At 71.5% G+C, this 17188-nt stretch carries 13 protein-coding genes; 7 read left to right on the top strand and 6 right to left on the bottom strand.

Translation table 11 applies throughout. From position 1 onward, the window contains the following. Positions 1-393 precede the first annotated feature (393 nt). The gene (locus AB0M76_RS41430; RefSeq protein ID WP_365957940.1) at positions 394-1065 is read right to left on the bottom strand and encodes a MerR family transcriptional regulator; all 672 of its coding nucleotides are present in this window, start codon (positions 1063-1065) and stop codon (positions 394-396) included. A 133-nt stretch (positions 1066-1198) separates the two neighbouring features. On the opposite strand from AB0M76_RS41430, the gene AB0M76_RS41425 reads away from it, so the two are divergent. The 3 genes from AB0M76_RS41425 (at position 1199) to AB0M76_RS41415 (ending at position 6914) form a co-directional block, all read left to right on the top strand. Next, positions 1199-2548 (top strand): YhgE/Pip family protein, encoded by a 1350-nt coding sequence (locus AB0M76_RS41425; protein ID WP_365957939.1) that lies wholly within the window; start codon positions 1199-1201, stop codon positions 2546-2548. Positions 2549-2912: 364 nt separating this feature from the next. Next, positions 2913-4451 (top strand): NAD(P)/FAD-dependent oxidoreductase, encoded by a 1539-nt coding sequence (locus tag AB0M76_RS41420; protein ID WP_365957938.1) that lies wholly within the window; start codon positions 2913-2915, stop codon positions 4449-4451. Between the two features lie 1530 nt (positions 4452-5981). Beyond that, entirely contained in the window at positions 5982-6914 is a 933-nt protein-coding gene (locus tag AB0M76_RS41415) for a DUF4344 domain-containing metallopeptidase (RefSeq protein ID WP_365957937.1), read from the top strand. Between the two features lie 147 nt (positions 6915-7061). Here AB0M76_RS41415 and AB0M76_RS41410 read toward each other — a convergent pair whose 3' ends face one another. Continuing rightward, positions 7062-7349: an amphi-Trp domain-containing protein gene (locus AB0M76_RS41410; RefSeq protein WP_365957936.1), complete on the bottom strand. Its 288-nt coding sequence runs from the start codon at positions 7347-7349 to the stop codon at positions 7062-7064. 619 nt (positions 7350-7968) lie between these two features. Here AB0M76_RS41410 and AB0M76_RS41405 point away from each other — a divergent pair. Beyond that, on the top strand, positions 7969-9489 hold the full coding sequence (locus AB0M76_RS41405) for a ricin-type beta-trefoil lectin domain protein (protein ID WP_365957935.1): 1521 nt from the start codon (positions 7969-7971) through the stop codon (positions 9487-9489). 235 nt (positions 9490-9724) lie between these two features. Here the strand turns inward: AB0M76_RS41405 and AB0M76_RS41400 are convergent, their stop codons facing one another. The 4 genes from AB0M76_RS41400 to AB0M76_RS41385 form a co-directional block, all read right to left on the bottom strand. Beyond that, complete coding sequence (locus AB0M76_RS41400; protein WP_365957934.1) at positions 9725-10168, bottom strand: hypothetical protein; 444 nt, start codon at positions 10166-10168, stop codon at positions 9725-9727. Between the two features lie 248 nt (positions 10169-10416). After that, positions 10417-12117 carry a protein kinase gene (locus AB0M76_RS41395; protein ID WP_365957933.1) on the bottom strand — a complete coding sequence of 567 codons (1701 nt, stop codon included), beginning with the start codon at positions 12115-12117 and terminating at the stop codon, positions 10417-10419. Between the two features lie 83 nt (positions 12118-12200). Then, the gene (locus AB0M76_RS41390; RefSeq protein ID WP_365957932.1) at positions 12201-12362 is read right to left on the bottom strand and encodes a hypothetical protein; all 162 of its coding nucleotides are present in this window, start codon (positions 12360-12362) and stop codon (positions 12201-12203) included. A 39-nt stretch (positions 12363-12401) separates the two neighbouring features. Next, entirely contained in the window at positions 12402-12881 is a 480-nt protein-coding gene (locus AB0M76_RS41385; RefSeq protein WP_365957931.1) for a hypothetical protein, read from the bottom strand. Positions 12882-13424: 543 nt separating this feature from the next. On the opposite strand from AB0M76_RS41385, the gene AB0M76_RS41380 reads away from it, so the two are divergent. From AB0M76_RS41380 to AB0M76_RS41370, 3 genes are read left to right on the top strand one after another with little or no spacing between them, the layout of a single operon-like run. Continuing rightward, positions 13425-13970 (top strand): 2Fe-2S iron-sulfur cluster-binding protein, encoded by a 546-nt coding sequence (locus AB0M76_RS41380; protein ID WP_365957942.1) that lies wholly within the window; start codon positions 13425-13427, stop codon positions 13968-13970. Then, positions 13967-14977, top strand: coding sequence for a xanthine dehydrogenase family protein subunit M (locus tag AB0M76_RS41375; RefSeq protein WP_365957930.1), 1011 nt, complete (start codon positions 13967-13969; stop codon positions 14975-14977). Before AB0M76_RS41380 ends, AB0M76_RS41375 begins: the two co-directional genes overlap by 4 nt. A gap of 29 nt (positions 14978-15006) precedes the next feature. Further along, the gene (locus AB0M76_RS41370; RefSeq protein WP_365957929.1) at positions 15007-17160 is read left to right on the top strand and encodes a xanthine dehydrogenase family protein molybdopterin-binding subunit; all 2154 of its coding nucleotides are present in this window, start codon (positions 15007-15009) and stop codon (positions 17158-17160) included. The last annotated feature ends 28 nt before the right edge of the window (positions 17161-17188 follow it).

Genomic DNA, 17188 nt, shown 5'->3' with positions numbered 1-17188 from the left:
GGAAGTGGGGCACGCCCCCGCGCCGCCCGGCACGGCGCCTCGCCGCGTTGTCGCAGCACCCTGGTACGTCCAGTACAAGCGTGCCGCTCCGCCTTCCGATGCGCCGCACCGGACGACGCGAAAACGCACCCCACTTCACCGAGGCCGCTTAGCGCCCGGGGCGGGCCGGTCAGCTGTGTTGCCGTGGGCTCGCCGTCCCGACCGCGCCTGCGGGAGTTCGCAGGCCCGTGACGTGGCCGTTGACGTGGGCCGTGTGACGCAGTCTGCCAGCCGGCAGGCTGCCTGCCCGCCCGACACGCACACCGTCCGCATGCAGCCGCCCCCGCAGGGTGATGTCGACGGCTGTTCGACGGACGACCCCGGACGGCGGACGCCGTCCCGGCCTGCGCCTCGCTACCGGGGCGCTGCGGACCCGGCGCTGCCGTCCGTGACGCGGCGCCGGACCTGGTCCTCCTGGGCGAGACGCCGGAGCAGCTCGAACACCGGGGCGCAGATCGCGAAGACGATGACGGCGCGCTCTGCCAGGGCCACCGGGTCGTCGAGGCCGGCCGCGCGCTCCAGGTCCAGCCGGGCCACCGACTCGGCCAGCCTCGCGTAGGCGGCGAGCTCGCCCGGGGCGTACTGCGCGTCCAGCCGCCGCAGTTCCTTCAGCGCCGCCGTCAGCCCCTTCACGTGCGGTGAGGTGCCGGGCGCCTGCCACTCCAGGGCCGCAAGCAGCTCCGCCACCTCGGCCCCGGCGGCCGCATCGGCCTCGGCCTCCTCCTCGGGGCCCGCAGCGGGCTGGGCCACCACCGGAACCGGAAGGGCGTAGCTGACCGCTCCCAGGGCGCCTTCGGAGCTGTGGGCCTGGTCGACGGCCCCGAGCACGTCACGGGTGGTGGCGATGGACAGGCCGCCGAGCGTGGTCAGCGCCTTGATCAGCCGCAGCCGCTCCGCGTGCTCCTCCCCGTACTCGGCCAGGGTCGCGGCGGTCGCCCGTCCCGCGGGCAACAGGCCCTGCCGCCGGAAGTACTTGATGCTGGCGACCGGCACGCCGGTCCGCCGGCTGAGCTCCGAGATCTTCATACGGCCTCCCTGCTGGTCGTGTGGTCCGGAATCCGTCATCGGCGATTGGACACCACAACAAGATACTGCGACTATCCGGTAGCTGGATACCTGAAGTATCCAGCTAAGGAAACGCAGCCGCGCCGGAGAATCGATGCCTCATCCCACGCCCCCCTCCGTGCTCCGCCGACCCCAGTTGTGGATCGGAACGGGACTCATCGCCGCAGTGGTCTCGATGTTGTTCGCCCTGCTCTACGTCGGGGGCAACGTCAACCCGAGGGGCAACCTGCGCGACCTGCCCGTGGCCCTGGTCAACTCCGACAGCGGCGCCGACGCGGGCGGCCGCCACGTCAACCTGGGCGAGCAGGTCGTCTCGGGGATCCAGAAGGCCGCCAAGGGCGACAAGAGCATCGACTGGCAACTCGTCAGCCGCGAGGAGGCCGACAAGCGGCTGGGCCGGGGCAAGGTCTTCGGCGCCCTCGTCATACCCAAGGACTTCACCACCACGGTGACCGGGCTCACCGCCCCGCAGCCCGCGCCCCAGGTCAAGGCCGTCCCCCCGGCCCTGACCGTACTGACCAACCAGGCCGCCGGCAGCATCGGCTCCTCGATGTCGTCCCAGGCCGCCCAGAAGGCCGCCCACGCGGCCTCCGCCCAGCTCGGCCAGGAACTCCTCAAGCAGGCCGCAGCCCAGAAGACCCCGCTCCCGACGGCCGCCCAGCTCAAGCTGGCCGACCCGGTGACCGTGAACGTCGCCGACGGCCACCCCGTCGGCTCGCGCAGCGCCATGGGACTGAGTGCCTTCTACTACGCGCTGGTCCTTGTCGTCTGCGGCATGCTCGGCGCCAACGTGGTCAACTCCCAGGTCGACACCGCGCTCGGCTACCTGCACACCGACTTCGGCCCCTTCCGCAAGCGCGAACCCGTCCAGCACACCAGCCGCGTCCGCACCCTGGGCATCGGCATGGCGCTCATGCTCGGCCTGTCCCTGGTCATGGGCACACTGGTCGAGGTCGCCACGGTCGGCATCCTCGACATGGACGCCTCCCACCTCGGCCTGTTGTGGCTCTACTCGGTCGCCACCATCGCGGTGGTCGGCATCGGCAGCCTGGCCCTGTTCGCGGCTTTCGGCACCCCCGGCATGCTGCTGGCCACCATCGTCTTCGTCGCGATGGCCGTCCCCTCCTCCGGCGCCACCGTGCCCGTCCAGGCGCTGCCCGGGTTCTTCCGCGCCCTTGCCGAGTTCGAGCCGCTGCGCCAGATCACCGAGGGTCTGCGCTCCCTGCTCTACTACGGAGCCCAGGCCGACGCGGGTCTGGCCCGGGCCTGGGCGTCTATGGGTGTCGCCCTCGTCGCCGCGCTGGTCTTCGGCTTCGCCGTCACAACCCTCTACGACCGCAGGGGTCTGCACCGCATCCCCCTGCCCGGTGCCGGGGCCGGGGCCCCCGCTGAGACCCCTGCGTCTCCCGCGTCTCCCGAGGCCGCAGCACCCGCCACGGCCTGATACGACCTCAGCGGACTGGCCTTCAGGTCCTGGACCGGTCCACGTCGGCGTTCTCCCCGGTCCCCGCAGTGGTGGGACCGGGGAGAACGCCTTTTCTGCTACGCCCGCCGCCACTGCGCCCCGCGGTGCCCGAGGCCCTCACCGGACTCACCGCGGGCGGCGTGACCAACGGGACCGCGGTGACCGCCTCCCCGTGGCCCCCGAGTAGGAGTTTCACTCGGGCCGCAAGATCACTCATATGAGCCATGCGCACGCCGCACACCCACCCGCGGTAACGCAAACGCCTACCATCGGTCGCTCTGGGTGACTGTCGAGAGCGGTCCGGCACTGGCCGGGATGCTCCCGACGCAGGGAGGGAGCGAGCGTGACCCGTGAAAGTTCCGGCAGCTGCCGTCAGGCGGAGGTCGTCGTCATCGGGGCCGGCCTCTCAGGTGTGGCCGCCGTGATCGCACTGCGTCGGGCCGGGATCGACGACGTCGTGGTGCTGGAGAAGTCCGACCGTCTCGGCGGAACCTGGCGCGACAACACCTACCCCGGATGCGGGTGCGACGTGCCCGCAATGCTGTACGAGTACTCCTTCGCCCCCCACCCCTGGAGCCGGTGCTTCGCCGACCGGTCCGAAATCCTCGACTACCTCCGGACCACCGCGTCAACCCACCGGGTGGACGAGGCGATCCGCTACGGCACGGAGGTCCTGGACGCGCGCTGGCAGCCGGACGCCAGCCGCTGGAACCTGCAGACCACGGCTGGCGCGTACACGGCCCGCGCCGTCATCGTCGCCACCGGCCCGTGGCACCGGCCCCGCCATCCCGACATCCCCGGCCTCGACGCCTTCCCCGGCCCGGCCTTCCACTCCGCCCGCTGGAACCACGACGCCGACCTCACCGGTCTCCGTATCGCGGTGGTGGGCACCGGAGCGTCCGCCGTCCAGTTCCTGCCCGAGATCCAGCCGAAGGCCGCGCACGTCGACGTCTTCCAGAGCACTCCCCACTGGGTGCTCCCGAAACCCGACTACCCGCTCCCCGCCCGCCTGCACCGTTTCCTCGGACTCCACCCGACAGCCCGCCGCGCACTGCGCGGCCTGCACCACTGGACCCAGGAAGCCGTCGGCCTACCCCTGCGCCACCCCCGCCTGCTGCGGCCGCTGGAAGCCGTGGCCCGTCTCCACCTGCGCACTTCCGTACCGGACCGAGCCCTGCGCCAGGTGCTCACCCCCGACTACCACCTCGGGGCCCGCCGCCTGATCACGTCCGACACCTACTACCCCGCCCTCATGCGGCCCAACGTCCGGCTCCATCCCACCAGGGCAGCTGCCGTGGAGGGCTCCCACGTCATCGGTGCCGACGGCACCCGTACCCGCGCCGACGTCATCGTCCTGGCCACCGGCTACCACGTGGGCGACGTTCCCCTGGCCGGCCGGCTGTACGGCACCGGCGGCACCACGCTCGCCCGGACCTGGGCCGACAACCGCCGTGCCTATCTGGGCACCAGCGTCAGCGGCTACCCCAACCTCTTCCTCCTCGTAGGCCCGAACCTGCTCACCGGCACCACCGCAGTACCCACCGTCCTCGAAGCCCAGCTGCGCTACATCGCGACTGCCCTCACCCACTTGCGCACCAACGGGTATGCCGCGCTCGACGTCATTCCCGAAGCCGAGGAAGCCCATCAGCAGGCCCTGCACGAGGCGCTGCGCACCACCGTCTACAGCCCCGCGAACGGATCCGGGTACTACTTCGGCCTCCCGGGCGTCAACACCTTCTGCTGGCCCTGGTCGACCGCCAGGCTCGTCAAGCGTCTGCGCGCCTTCTCCCCGGACGTCTACACCTGGACCCTGCCGGGGGTGCTGCCGGCACCCCGCGCTGCACAGGACGGCCTGCCGGCGGCGCCGTCGGGCAGGCCGTAGTACGCGCAGGCCGGCTCAGGGCCGTGGTGCGATCTCCCTGAGCACTAGGCCCCGACGGCATCACCCTCCGCGACCCCTGTCACCCACCGTCCGACCGCCGCCGTACTCGCCGCTCCGGCACGGGAGGGGGCCGGGAAGAACAGGGCGGGCCGGCCCGCCCTGCCGGGCGGCATCCGGCCCCGGGGGATTCGGGCGGGCTCCAGGGGGCAGGCGCAGGCGTACCGTACCGGCGCCGGGCGCAGGTAAGCCCCTTCGACCACGACCGCAGGAGAAGGTATGGGTACCCCTCCCAACGATCCCGTTCCTCCGAATCCGACCCCGGCACCCGGTCCCGGACCCGGTCCACAGCCGGGTCCGCTACCTGGTCCGGTGCCGGCTCCCGGCGGCCCGGACCCGGTGCCTCCGGCCCCGCCGCAGCCAGGACCGGACCCGCAGCCGCCGCCGGCCCCGAGTCCCGGACCCGAACCGCAGCCGGGCCCGCTGCCGGGCCCCGCACCGGCTCCGGAGCCCGTCACCTGAAGCCGTGCCGTGCTGTACATGGCGTCAGAGCAATCCGGGCGAGCCACCGAGCCGAAGACGGGTACCGGGCGGGGATGCGCACCGCTCGCGATGTGACGGCCGGGCCCGGCCCCTTACTTGAGCAGAGTGCCGCCGTCGACCGCGCTGATCGCCACCCTGGCGGAGGACTACGGAAACCGGTGACGGTCGGCGGGGGACGTCGTTGGCGTGGGTCGCGGCCGCTATGACCTTGCAGGTCAGAGCCCTGGAGTGCACGGTCGGCATGCCGCCCGGCCACGGCGCCGTCCGGCCTGTCGCATGCGAACGCTTCGGCCTGCGCGGGTCACCGCCCGAGGGTGTTCATCAGGATGATCGCTACGAGATCGGCGAGGATGACCGTGACGACGCAGGCGATCGCGGCCCAGGCTCTCTGTGACTCGTCCAGGTTCATGCGTGGCCTCCGGCTGGGATGTGCAGTCACTTCCGCGCCAGCGTGTTCGGGCACGGGCGCAGCGGCCACCGCCATGATGACCCGGTACGGCGCGGCACACATCTCGGAGCTCTGCCCGGTGCCGGCGCTGCAGGGCGCGGGCGGGCCGAGCGGAGGCTCCGGACCCGGCAGAGGGGGATCAGGGGCGGTGTCGGCACCGCCCAACGGCAATGCCCGGTGCGGCCGGTTTCACCGTACGGCGCCATCGTCCGACCGGCGGTCGCGAACCCTCGAAGTCCGCTTGAACTCGAGCAAGTTGGGGCAAGGCGCCTCGCGGTGGTGGTTGGTACGGGCGTACCCGACCCGGATGTGTGCCGACCGAGGAGCCGGACCCAGTCGCGGACTCGTAGCGGAGCAAAACGGCGGTAACCGGGTCGTTGCGGACGCGGGGCTCGTCGATCATAATCCGCGTGTCAGGTTCGAGCCCGTCTTCCGGCATCCGGGAGCGGCTCCACCGACCATGCACGTGCAATCGCCCGCCCCAGTGCCTTGACCAGGGAAAGGAGCTGACCGGGGTGCTCAGCAGTGGGAGGTACCCGGCCGTGCTGAGGACCGCTTCCGTGGGGGCGGCGCTGCTCATCGCCGGCTCTGCACTCGTCTCATGTGGCGGCGACGGCAACGCGGCCGGCCCGAGCGGCGAGGTCACGGTCGTCTACGAGGACAACACGAGCAAACCGAAGGACCGGCATGCCGTGGAGGTGATCCGGAAGTCCGGCGTGCTCGAGCAGGCCGCCGACTGGGTGAACGAGTCGGTCGCCCTCCCTCACGACCTGGTCGTCAAGGTCACCGACAATGTCCCACCGGGAGTTACGGACGCGGTCGCCCAGCCCGACGGCAGGACGATCTTCGTACCCCCGGCGTTCCTGACCCAGATCGAAGAGGCCTTCGGTGACGTGGTCAAGACCGTCAAGCGACCTGCCCTGTTCCCCGAGGCCAGGTTCAACGCCGACGACCTGACCTCGCTGTCGACCCAGTTCATCTTCGGCCACGAGTTGGGCCATGCCCTGCAGCGTCAGCTCCAGCTTGCCAACCTCGGCCTCGAGGAGGACGCCGCCGACGGGTTCGCGTCGTTCTACACCGACAACGAGGTGGGGCCGGAACCGTCGTTGGCAGCCGCCATCCTTTTCGACGCACTCGCCCGCGAGGAGGGCAAGCTGACGATGGAGGGGCTCGCGAGCGATCACCCCGTCACCCAGCAACGGGTCTTCAACTTCCTCTGCTACCTCGAGGGGAGTGACCCGAAGAGGTTCAACGGTCCCCTGGTCGGTGCGGGCTACCTGCCGAAAACCCGCGCGCCGTTGTGCCCGCAGGCCTGGGCGATGCTGGACTACGGCTGGTGGACCCAACTGAAGCCGCACTTCACCGAGTCGTTCAAGGAGCAGGGCGACAAGAGGCAGGGGAGCGCACACGACCACTGGATCGCGGAGATGAAGGCTTTCGAGAAGCAGATCGACGAGTTCCGCAGCGCGCAATGAGCATGCGTTCGGCTGCCGGGCCGGCCCCCACCGGTCCGCCCGTGAATGCCGGCGGATGTGGTGCGAGCAGGCTGCGAGGAGGGCGGTCAGCGCGATGGTGCATGGGTCCGGTTCCGCCACCGCTCGCGACGTCACATGACACCGCGTCTACGCCTCGTCCCGCCCGGCCTCCGTCCCGGCCTCCGTCCGTGAGGGTGGGGCCCCGGTCTGCGCGGTGGGCCACTTGAATTCGATCTCCAGCTCGATCTGCCCGTCGCCGACCTCAACTTCGATTTCGGTGCGGAGCTCGCCGGGGATGCGCAGGCTCAACGTCCCAGGTCCGAGTTCCAGTTCGGCATTGCCGCCGTGCCTCAGCGCCGCCGCGAGCGCGGAGAGCTGGTCGGCGGCCTCGAAGCGTGACAGGGAACGCTTCTGCTCAAACTTGAGGTCCGTCATGGATGCCTCCAATCCGCAGCGAACAGCGGGAACAGCGGGAACAGCAGGTAAGGCCCATTGTGACGCCGCGCGGCAGGTCGGGCATCCCCCGGGCTCGGGGGAGGAAGCCGGAGCGTGCCGCGCGCAGTCATCGCCCATCGCCCATCGCCGCGCAGCCGCTGCCCAGCAGCCCGGGCCGCTGGTTCAGGACCGGCTTCCCCGACCTGGTGGTCGCCGGGCAGCTGCCGGACGGCCTGGTCCTCGACGGCGACTGCTGGTCCGGGACACAGAGGCTGGCGGGCTTCGTGTAAGGCGTTGCAGCACCGCGCGCCGCCGGTCCGTCCACCGATCAGCCCCGCCCGTGTGGCTGCTGCTCCACGAGCGCCCATAGCATCGGCAGAGCACGTCGTAAAACGTGTGGCGTCGCGTGGAGCAAATCGTTGGAGGAGCCCGTCAAGAGGGGGCCGAGGTGACGTCTGAGGCACGCGACCATGGCATCTCCGCGGGTAGCGGAAACGCTCCCGACTCCGCGCCCGAACCCAGAACGGGCTCCCGGCCGCTTGTGAACAGCCGCCTTTCGGTCGAAAGACGGCGCCGTCGGCGGCTGCTTACCATCACGCTGGGCCTTGTATTGTGCGGGATGGCCTCGCTCCTGCAGGTCGGCACCGCACTTTCCCACAGCGGGCAACACGCCAAATTCCGTGGAGGTGTGGAGCCGGATGCGGACGACTGTCGGCCCACCCTGGTAGGTGTGGCGCACCAGGACGACGACCTCCTCTTCATCAATCCGGAGATCCAGCGACTGATCCGGCACAGATGTTCTGCCGGGACCGTATACCTGACTGCCGGTGACGCCGGCCGCTCTTTCTTCGACGACTCGTACATACGACGTCGAGAAGAAGGCCTGCGGGCGGCCTACTCGAAAATGGCGGGTGTCCCGAATCGCTGGCTCCGCAGTGACCTCATGGTGCGAGGCCGCGGGGTCGTATCCTACGTACTGAATGGCCGACCGGACGTGCGGCTTGTTTTCGTCCGCCTGCCCGACGGGTTCCCGACGGGCACGGGAAGCGCACGATATTTCAGACAAAGCCTGCTGAAACTGTTTCGTGGGCACATCGGCGCGATCAGCCCGGTGGACGGATCGGTGTCCTACAGTCGGGAAGAGCTCGTCTCGGTGGTATCCGACGTCATTTCGCTCCAGAAGGCGGAGCGCATCCTTACACTCGATTATGACAGCGCTACCTTCGGGTTCGGACCACCGCACCCTGCCGATCACAGCGATCACGAGATATCGGGAAGGATTTTCAGGAAGGCCGCCTTCATGAATCCGTCCCGCCCTTATGTCGCATCGTACGTCGGCTACGGCGTGTCGCGCCTCGCGGTGAATCTGACTCGAAAACAGCAGGCCGAGAAAGAGGCCGTCTACCACGCTTATGCCGAGCACGCGGGATGCTTCACGGTCCCATGCCCTTCCGGGATTGCTCTCAGTCACGGTTTTCACCGGTGGATCGAGAGGGAACATCGGCGGATGCATCGGCAGCCTCGTCCCGGCGAAATCATGTCGACCATAGGGCGCACCAACGCGACTGTCGTGGTCGAGCGTTGCCTCACGAGGGATGTCCGCCAGTCGACGGGGGGATCGGTCACGACGGCCGACTGCGATGGCGGGCCGGCCCAGCGGTGGATGTTCACGGCGGGCGCCATCAGGTCCGTTGCGTCCGGGGGCTGTCTCACTGCCTCCCGAAGGGTCGACGTGTCACCGTGCGATGGGTCGCGCGCCCAGGTGTGGTGGCGTGACGCCGACGGGAGAATCGGATCGGGCGATCGCTGTCTCTTCCAGGACGACCTGGCCATGTCGAATCCTCGACTGGGTCTGAAGCGCTGCACCCCCTACCAGCCGGAGTTGCGATGGCAGTGGTGGGAACGTGTCGGAACCGGAAGGCCCTCCGCGACTGCCGTTGGGCCACCAGAACCCCGCGGCTACGGTCTCGCGGTGGCCCTCACCGTCAGCCTGCCGGGATGGCGGGCGGCGGACCTCCAGCCCCTGCTGCACCGGGCGGACGCGGTCTGCCTGTACCGCTCCCTCGGTGCGCCTCGTGCCCTGGACCTGCCTCACGAGGGAGAGGCGTACGCCGTGTTCAACCTGGCGGACGGTCCGTAGCCGGGCAGGGAGAAGATCGCACTGATGACCAAGGAGAAGTGCTCCGACACGGTGTTCACCGACTACATTGTGCGCGCCGTAGTTCCCGGCTGTCCCTGGCCGCGGACTCGTTGCCGGTCCCGGGTTCGCGAGCCTGACCATCGCGTTCCCGTTTGCGACAGGCCCGGTGAGCAGGGTCGGGAACTTCGGGGGTGGTGCCCGGGTCGGTTGCCGGCCCGGGCACGGTTCCGGACGTCTACTCCATGAACTGGAAGGTCCATGCCTGGCGCCGGTTGTCGACGTCGAGCGGCCTCAGGGCGATACGGGGCGGGAAGATCCGCAGCAGGCTGAGGTCCAGGGCCAGCTCCATGCCGTCGATAGGACCTCCGGGGACGACGACGTGGAAGGCGTGCGGATCGGCGCTCGGGTAGAGCGCCCACTCGCGCGGCTCGGGGTATCCGACGACCGGCTTGTTCATCTCCGGGTCGCCGTCGTAGGAGACGTAGGTTTCGCCGCGGAGATTGCGGATCGTGTAGTTGCCGTTGCTGAGTTTCTCCAGCTGCCATTCCTGCTCGCCGGGGTTCCCGGTGGGCGGCAGCAGGACAACGGGTGTCTTCGGCTCCGACGCCCCTCCCTCCATGGTGAGCAGTTGCTCGGGAGGACGGGTGATCATGTAGGTGCCGTTCGGTACAGGTGCCAAGACCGACTCCACTTCTGGGGCGCGGCGCACGAGCGCGGTCGCCGCTGATCTTTTGGGTCGGCGAATCCCTTCCCCGCCAACGTGCGGCAAGGGCCGGAAAGGCTCTGAGTCACCCGTCAGGAGTACGTCGGATCCGTCCCGGTGTTCGGCAGCCTCTGACCATCGGGTGCCGCGAGCACTGATGCCGTTCACGAAGCCCCGTGCGTCCTGATCCGCGCGTGGCCAGTGTGGTTTAACGCGGCGGGAGGCTAGCACGCGGGGGAGGAGCCCTTCTGGCCGGTGAGGTCGCGGTTGTACAGCCACCCGGTGGTGTTCGTGCCGTCCACGCGCACGTACGTCCATTGGTTGCCGTACGAGTTGACGGTGTAGCAGTGGTACCAGAGCTTCGTGCCGTCCTTGACCAGGGCACCGGCGGGGCAGTTTTGGTACGGAGCGGCCAGCAGGTGATGGTCGCCGGACATGTAGCCGTAGGTGCCCGGCTTCGGGTCCTTGTGGGTCCAGCCGGCACAGCCCGTCGGTACGGGGCTCGGCTGGGCCGGGGCGGGCGAGGCCGCCGTCGAGGAGGGTGGTGCCGTGTTCGGCTTCTTCGAGGCGGCGGCGGACGGCTTGGCCTGGGGCCCGGAGCTGGAAGGAGAGGGCCCCGGGGTGTCCGCGCCCGGCTGGCCGCCGGCCGCAGGGGAGTCGCTACCGGACACGGGCGTCGGCGCCACCGCCCGCACCTGGTCACCGCCGCCCCCCGTAGCCGCGGCATAGGTGACACCGCCGGCGGCGAGTACTGCGACGGCCGCCGCGGCTATCGTGACACGGCTGCGGCGGCGCGCCCGGTCCGCGACCTCGGAGTCTTGTGTGGCGGTCGGCGGCTTGCCCGGCGCGGGGAATCCGCTGTGGGGAGCCGGGACATGGGGTTGCACAAACGGTACTGCGCCCCCATCATCATCGCCCCCACCACCGAAGACCGGCGGCGGCCCGAAGCCGACAGGTGGCCCTACGACGGACGGCGCCGTCGGGGTCGGCATCCCGGAGGCGGGAACCAGCTTCGCGGGGTGCGCTCCGGCCCCGCCCGCCGCCACCCGCTCCAGCATCGCGCGGGCCTGGTCGGCGGTGGGCCGGCTCGCCGGCTCCTTCGCCATCAGCGCCAGCAGCACCGGCGCGAGTGGCCCTGCCCGCCGGGGCTCGGGCAGCGGTTCGGCGACGATCGCGGCCAGCGTGGACCACACCGAGGTGCGGCGGAACGGCGAGACGCCCTCCACCGCCGCGTAAAGGGTCATCCCGAGGGACCAGATGTCCGAGGCTGGGCCGGGCTCACTGCCCTGCGCGCGCTCCGGCGGCAAGTAGTCGAGCGAGCCGACCAGCTGACCGCTACGGGTCAGTTTCGCCATGGCCTCGTCGCCGGAGGCCTCCATGGTGGCGATGCCGAAGTCGGTGAGTACGACCCGGCCGCCCCGCTCCAGCAGCACGTTGCCCGGCTTCACGTCCCGGTGCAGGACGCCCGCCTGGTGCGCGGCGTCGAGCGCGTCCATCAGCTGGGCGCCGATCGCGGCGGCCTCGTACGGGTCGAGCGCGCCGCCCTGCGCCACCACGTCGTCGAGCGAGGGTCCGTCGACGAGTTCCATGACGATGACCGGCAGGCCCTGCTCTTGGGTCACGTCGTGCACGGTGACCACCCCACTGTGCCGGATGCGGGCGGCGGCCTGCGCCTCGCGCTGCATCCGGGTGCGCAGGTGGACCAGTTCGGACTCGCTCGCGTCGGTGTAGGCCCGCAGGACTTTGACGGCGACCTCCCGGGCGAGCAGTTCGTCGACGGCCCGCGCGACCACTCCCATGCCGCCGCGGCCGACCACGGAGGTCACCCGGTAGCGCCCCCCGAGTACCTTGCCGACCAGATCCCCGTCGTTCTCTTGCCCCTCTTGGCCCGCTGGCACCACATGCTCCGTTCCACGACCGGTCATTCGTCTCGATCGACGATCTGACGGGACACAAGCGTAGATGCCTGATCGGCGGGCAGGTCGCGCGGCCTGCGCCCGCGCCCCGGCTACCCTCCGGTTCGCGGCAGATGCGACGTCGCGTCTTCGTGGTCGGCGCTGCCGGGCCGCTCGGCCGGGGCGTAGAAGAGGTTCAGCACTCCGGGCTCGAAGGCCTCGCAGGAGACCAGTTCGAGGGGGATCGCGGGCTCGCCCTCGTCGAAGAGGACCACCGCGACGGTCCACCAGCGCCGCCGGCGCGATGCCGACGCCTACGCCCTGCAGGACCACCGGCCTGATGGGGCGTCCTCGTCGGTGAGGAAATGGACGTGGTGCAGTTCGGCAGGCGCCAGGGGGCCGAGATCGAGAAGGGCGTAGTCGTCCTGGACCTGTTGCCAGAACTCCGCTTCGGTCGTTGCGGTCCCGAGGACCATCCATGGCGCGCCGTACTTCGTCCTCGCTGCCCATACCGCGAGATGGCGGCGACCGGAGCCGAACAGATCCTCCCCGACCGGTTCCTCCTGCATCTCGGCGGCCAGGCTCGACGTGTGCTGGTGTGGGCATTCGGGCTGCAAGCGCCACTGCTCCCACCACGCGCGAAGATGCTCCGTCGCCGAGTCGGCGACGCCGTCGGCGGCATCCAATGCCCCTTGATCGGCGTTCGAGGCGGCGGGCCGGACAACACGCACCAGCAGCTCGTGCCCGCAAGGCTGGTAGCTGAAGAGCCTGAAGATCTTGATCGGGGCGCTCACGGGACCATTGTGCCGCTCACACTCGGACGCGGTCCTGGTCCGCATCCACGTCGTCGCAGTGACCCGTGCCGACCGGGCCGTGCCCTGGCCGACTTCCTCGCCGGCTGGGGCACGGCGGGGCGAACACCGGCCTGACCGGAAGGGGGCGAGCGGACCGGTCGGCCGTAGCCGGCACCGAACCGGTCACGAAACCGGCCCGCTCCGGGCCGACCCACGTGCTCGACCGGCTCCTGGGGGGGCTGGCCTGCTCGGTCATCATCGTGTACCCGATGCGCACCATGGGGGCGTCGTACCGCTCTGTCCCGGCGTGAAACCCGACCGTGGGCCGTACGGGGGAGGTCGGCGGGGGCGTGCGGCGCGCTCGGGCGTGCGAGGGGCCAGGCTGGGCAGTCGAAGGGACATTCCCTCCTCAAACGGACGTCAAGGGAGCTCGTTGTGGCTCACGCAACCGACCCGCCCGCCCACCGGCCTGCACCCGACGGCGGCCCCGGACCGGCGCCGCGCACGCCGGACGACGCGCTCGCCGGGGCCGCCCGCTCCCGTGTGACCCTCCGCGTCAACGGTGTCCACCACGACCTCGACCTGGACCACCGGGTCACGCTGCTCGACGTCGTGCGCGAGCACCTGGACCTGACCGGCGCCAAGAAGGGCTGCGACCACGGGCAGTGCGGTGCCTGCACCGTCCTGGTGGACGGCCGGCGCGCCAACAGCTGCCTGCTCCTCGCCGTGGCCCTCGACGGCTGCGAGATCACCACCGTCGAGGGCCTGGCCGGCCCCGACGGCGCCCTCCACCCGCTCCAGCGCGCCTTCATGGAGCACGACGCCTTCCAGTGCGGCTACTGCACCCCCGGCCAGCTCTGCTCCGCGGTCGGCGCGCTCCGCGAAGCCGCCGCCGGCCACCCCTCGCACGTCACCGCCGCCGCGGCCTCGGTGGCGTCCGGCCCCGCCGTGCTGACCACCGAGGAGATCAGGGAACGGCTCAGCGGGAACCTCTGCCGCTGCGGCGCCTACCCCGCGATCGTCCGAGCCGTCGCCGACGCGGGAGCCGACGCCGCGGCCACCGCGACCGGTGCGGAGGTGACTGCATGAAGCCCTTCGCCTATGTACGCGCCACCAGCCTCCAGGAGGCGGCCGACGCCTACGCCGCCCACCCCGGCTCCCGCTACCTCGGCGGCGGCACCAACCTCGTGGACCTGATGAAACTGGGCGTCGAGACACCCGGCGCCCTCATCGACGTCTCCCGCCTCCCGCTGGAGGAGATCCGCGAACTCCCCGACGGCGGCCTGCGCGTCGGCGCCACGGTGCGCAACAGCGACCTGGCCGCCGACCCGCTGGTGCGCACCCGCTACCCGCTCCTCAGCCGGGCGCTGCTCTCCGGCGCCTCCGGCCAGCTGCGCAACGTCGCCACCACCGGCGGCAACCTGCTCCAGCGCACCCGCTGCGGCTACTTCCAGGACCTCTCCAAACCCTGCAACAAGCGCGAACCCGGCAGCGGCTGCGGGGCCCGCGACGGCCTCCACCGCGACCATGCGGTACTCGGACAGTCCGAGCACTGCATCGCCACCCACCCCTCCGACATGGCCGTGGCCCTCGCCGCGCTGGACGCCGAAGTCGAGCTGTTCGGCGAGGCGGGCACCACCCGTACCGTCGCGGCCGCCGAGTTCCACCGGCTGCCCGCGGACCGGCCCGAGCAGGACACCGTCATCCGCCCCGGGGAGATCATCACGGCGGTGATCCTGCCCGCCGCCGCGCCGGGCGCCGTCTCCCTCTACCGCAAGGCCCGCGAACGCGCCTCGTACGCCTTCGCCCTTGCTTCGGTCGCCGTCGTCCTCGACCTGGACGACGGCCGCGTGCGCCGGGTCGCACTCGCCTTCGGCGGCCTCGCCCACCGGCCGTGGCGCGCGACCACCGCGGAGGCCCGGCTGACCGGTGCGGTACCGCACCCCGACGCCGTCCGCGCGGCCGTCGAGGCCGAACTCGCGCAGGCGAGGCCCCTGCGCGACAACGCGTACAAGATCCCGCTCGCCCGCAACCTCGCCTGCGACGCCATCGCCGAGCTGGCCGGCACTCGCCCCGGTTCCCCTGCCACGCCGTAGCGGCGCCACCGACCAGGAACAGGACCACGATGAGCCCGACCTCCGCCACCCTCGAATCCACCGCCTCCTCCGCTGCCGCGCTCGGCGCGTCCGTCCCGCGGCGCGAAGGCCGGGAGAAGGTGACCGGCGCCGCCCGCTACGCCGCCGAACAGCACCTGCCCCTGCGGGCCTACGCCTGGCCGGTGCCCGCGACCGTCGCCCGCGGCCGGATCACCGCCGTCGACACCGCCGACGCCCTGGCCCTGCCCGGCGTACTGGGCGTCCTCACCCCCTACGACGCCCCCCGCCTGGGCCCCTCCGACGACCCCACCCTGCAACTCCTGCAGGACCTGCGGGTGCCGCATCGCGGCTGGTACGTCGCGCTGGCCATCGCCGACACCCTCGAGGGGGCGCGGGCCGCCGCCGACGCCGTGCGCGTCACGTACGAGAGCGAGCCGCACGACGTCACCCTGCGGGAAGGGCACCCGGGCCTGTACACCCCCGAGGAGGTCAACGGCGGCTACCCCGCGCACCGCGAACAGGGCGACCCCGACGCGGCGTTCGCCGATGCGCCCGTACGCGTCGACGTCCGCTACTCGGTTCCGCCGCTGCACAACCACGCGATGGAGCCGCACGCCGCAACCGCCGACTGGGACGCCGGACGCGGCCACCTCACCGTGTACGACTCCTGCCAGGGCACCACGGTGGTGCGCAGCGTCCTGGCCGGGCTGTTCCGGCTGCCGGAGCACCAGATCACCGTTCTGGCCGAGCATGTCGGTGGCGGATTCGGCTCCAAGGGCACACCGCGTCCCCACGTCGTCCTCGCGGTGATGGCCACCCGGCACTGCGGACGCCCCGTCACGCTGTCCCTGCCCCGACAGCACATGGCGGCCACCGTCGGACACCGCGCGCCCACCCTGCACCACCTCCGGCTCGGCGCCCGCCCCGACGGCACCCTCACCGCCCTCACCCACGAGGTCACCACATACACCTCGCAGGTCCGCGAGTTCGTCGAACAGGCCGCCGTGCCGGCCCGGGTGATGTACGCCGTCCAGAACAGCCGCACCACCCACCGCGTCACCGCGCTCGACGTGCCCACGCCCTCCTGGATGCGTGCCCCCGGCGAAACCCCCGGCATGTACGCCCTGGAGTCGGCCATGGACGAGCTGGCCGACGCCCTCGGCATGGACCCCGTCGAGCTGCGCGTGCGCAACGACCCGGCCACCGAGCCCGACAGCGGCCGCCCGTTCAGCAGCCGCCACCTCGTGGAGTGCCTGCGCGACGGCGCACGCCGGTTCGGCTGGGCCGGCCGCCGGCCGCCCCGCCGTGAGGGGACGCTCCTCATCGGGACCGGTGTGGCCGCCGCCACCTACCCCGTGTACATCGCCCCTTCGGGCGCCCGGGCCCACGCCCGCCCCGACGGGAGCTACCTGGTCGAGGTCAACGCCACCGACATCGGCACCGGCGCCCGGACGGTTCTGGCCCAGATCGCCGCCGACGCCCTGCACGTCCCGCTCGACGCCGTCTCGCTGGCCATCGGCAACAGCGCGCTGCCGCCCGGCCCCGTCGCCGGCGGCTCCACCGGAACGGCGTCCTGGGGCTGGGCGGTGCACGACGCGTGCACCGCGCTGACCGACCGGCTGGCCCGGCACCAGGGGCCGCTGCCCGCCGCCGGGCTCTCCGCGTCCGCCGACACCACCCAGTCGGCGAAGCAGAAGTCCCCGTACGCGCGCCACGCGTTCGGGGCGCACTTCGCCGAGGTCCAGGCCGACACCGTCACGGGCGAGGTACGCGTCCGCAGGCTGCTCGGCGTCTTCGCCGCCGGCCGCATCCTCAACCCGCGCACCGCCCGCTCCCAGTTCACCGGGGGGATGGTGATGGGGCTGGGCATGGCGCTGACCGAGCACAGCCGGCTCGACCCGGCGTTCGGCGATTTCGCGGAGCGGGACCTGGCCGCCTACCACGTACCGGCGAACGCCGACGTCCCCGCCATCGAGGCCCACTGGATCGACGAGCACGACAAGCACCTCAACCCGATGGGCAGCAAGGGCATCGGGGAGATCGGCATCGTCGGCACCGCCGCGGCGATCGGCAACGCCGTGTGCCACGCCACCGGCCGGCGGCTGCGGGAACTGCCCCTGACCCCCGACCGGGTCCTGGCCGCCCTCGACGCCGGCCCGGAGGTCGCGGGCCGCGCCGGATGACAGCCGGACGCGCCCCCGCCGTGGCGGG

The organism is Streptomyces sp. NPDC051364, from assembly GCF_040682115.1.
GTDB lineage: Bacteria > Actinomycetota > Actinomycetes > Streptomycetales > Streptomycetaceae > Streptomyces.
The sequence above is the reverse complement of the archived record's forward strand: the minus strand, read 5'-3'. Positions and strand labels throughout refer to the sequence as shown.

Excerpts from the sequence above, each read along its gene's own strand:
- AB0M76_RS41425 (WP_365957939.1), top strand. The coding sequence starts at position 1,199 with ATGCCTCATCCCACGCCCCCCTCCGTGCTCCGCCGACCCCAGTTGTGG.
- AB0M76_RS41375 (WP_365957930.1), top strand. The coding sequence starts at position 13,967 with ATGAAGCCCTTCGCCTATGTACGCGCCACCAGCCTCCAGGAGGCGGCC.
- AB0M76_RS41430 (WP_365957940.1), bottom strand. The coding sequence starts at position 1,065 with ATGAAGATCTCGGAGCTCAGCCGGCGGACCGGCGTGCCGGTCGCCAGC.
- AB0M76_RS41405 (WP_365957935.1), top strand. The coding sequence starts at position 7,969 with ATGGCCTCGCTCCTGCAGGTCGGCACCGCACTTTCCCACAGCGGGCAA.
- AB0M76_RS41370 (WP_365957929.1), top strand. The coding sequence starts at position 15,007 with ATGAGCCCGACCTCCGCCACCCTCGAATCCACCGCCTCCTCCGCTGCC.
- AB0M76_RS41395 (WP_365957933.1), bottom strand. The coding sequence starts at position 12,117 with ATGACCGGTCGTGGAACGGAGCATGTGGTGCCAGCGGGCCAAGAGGGG.
- AB0M76_RS41410 (WP_365957936.1), bottom strand. The coding sequence starts at position 7,349 with ATGACGGACCTCAAGTTTGAGCAGAAGCGTTCCCTGTCACGCTTCGAG.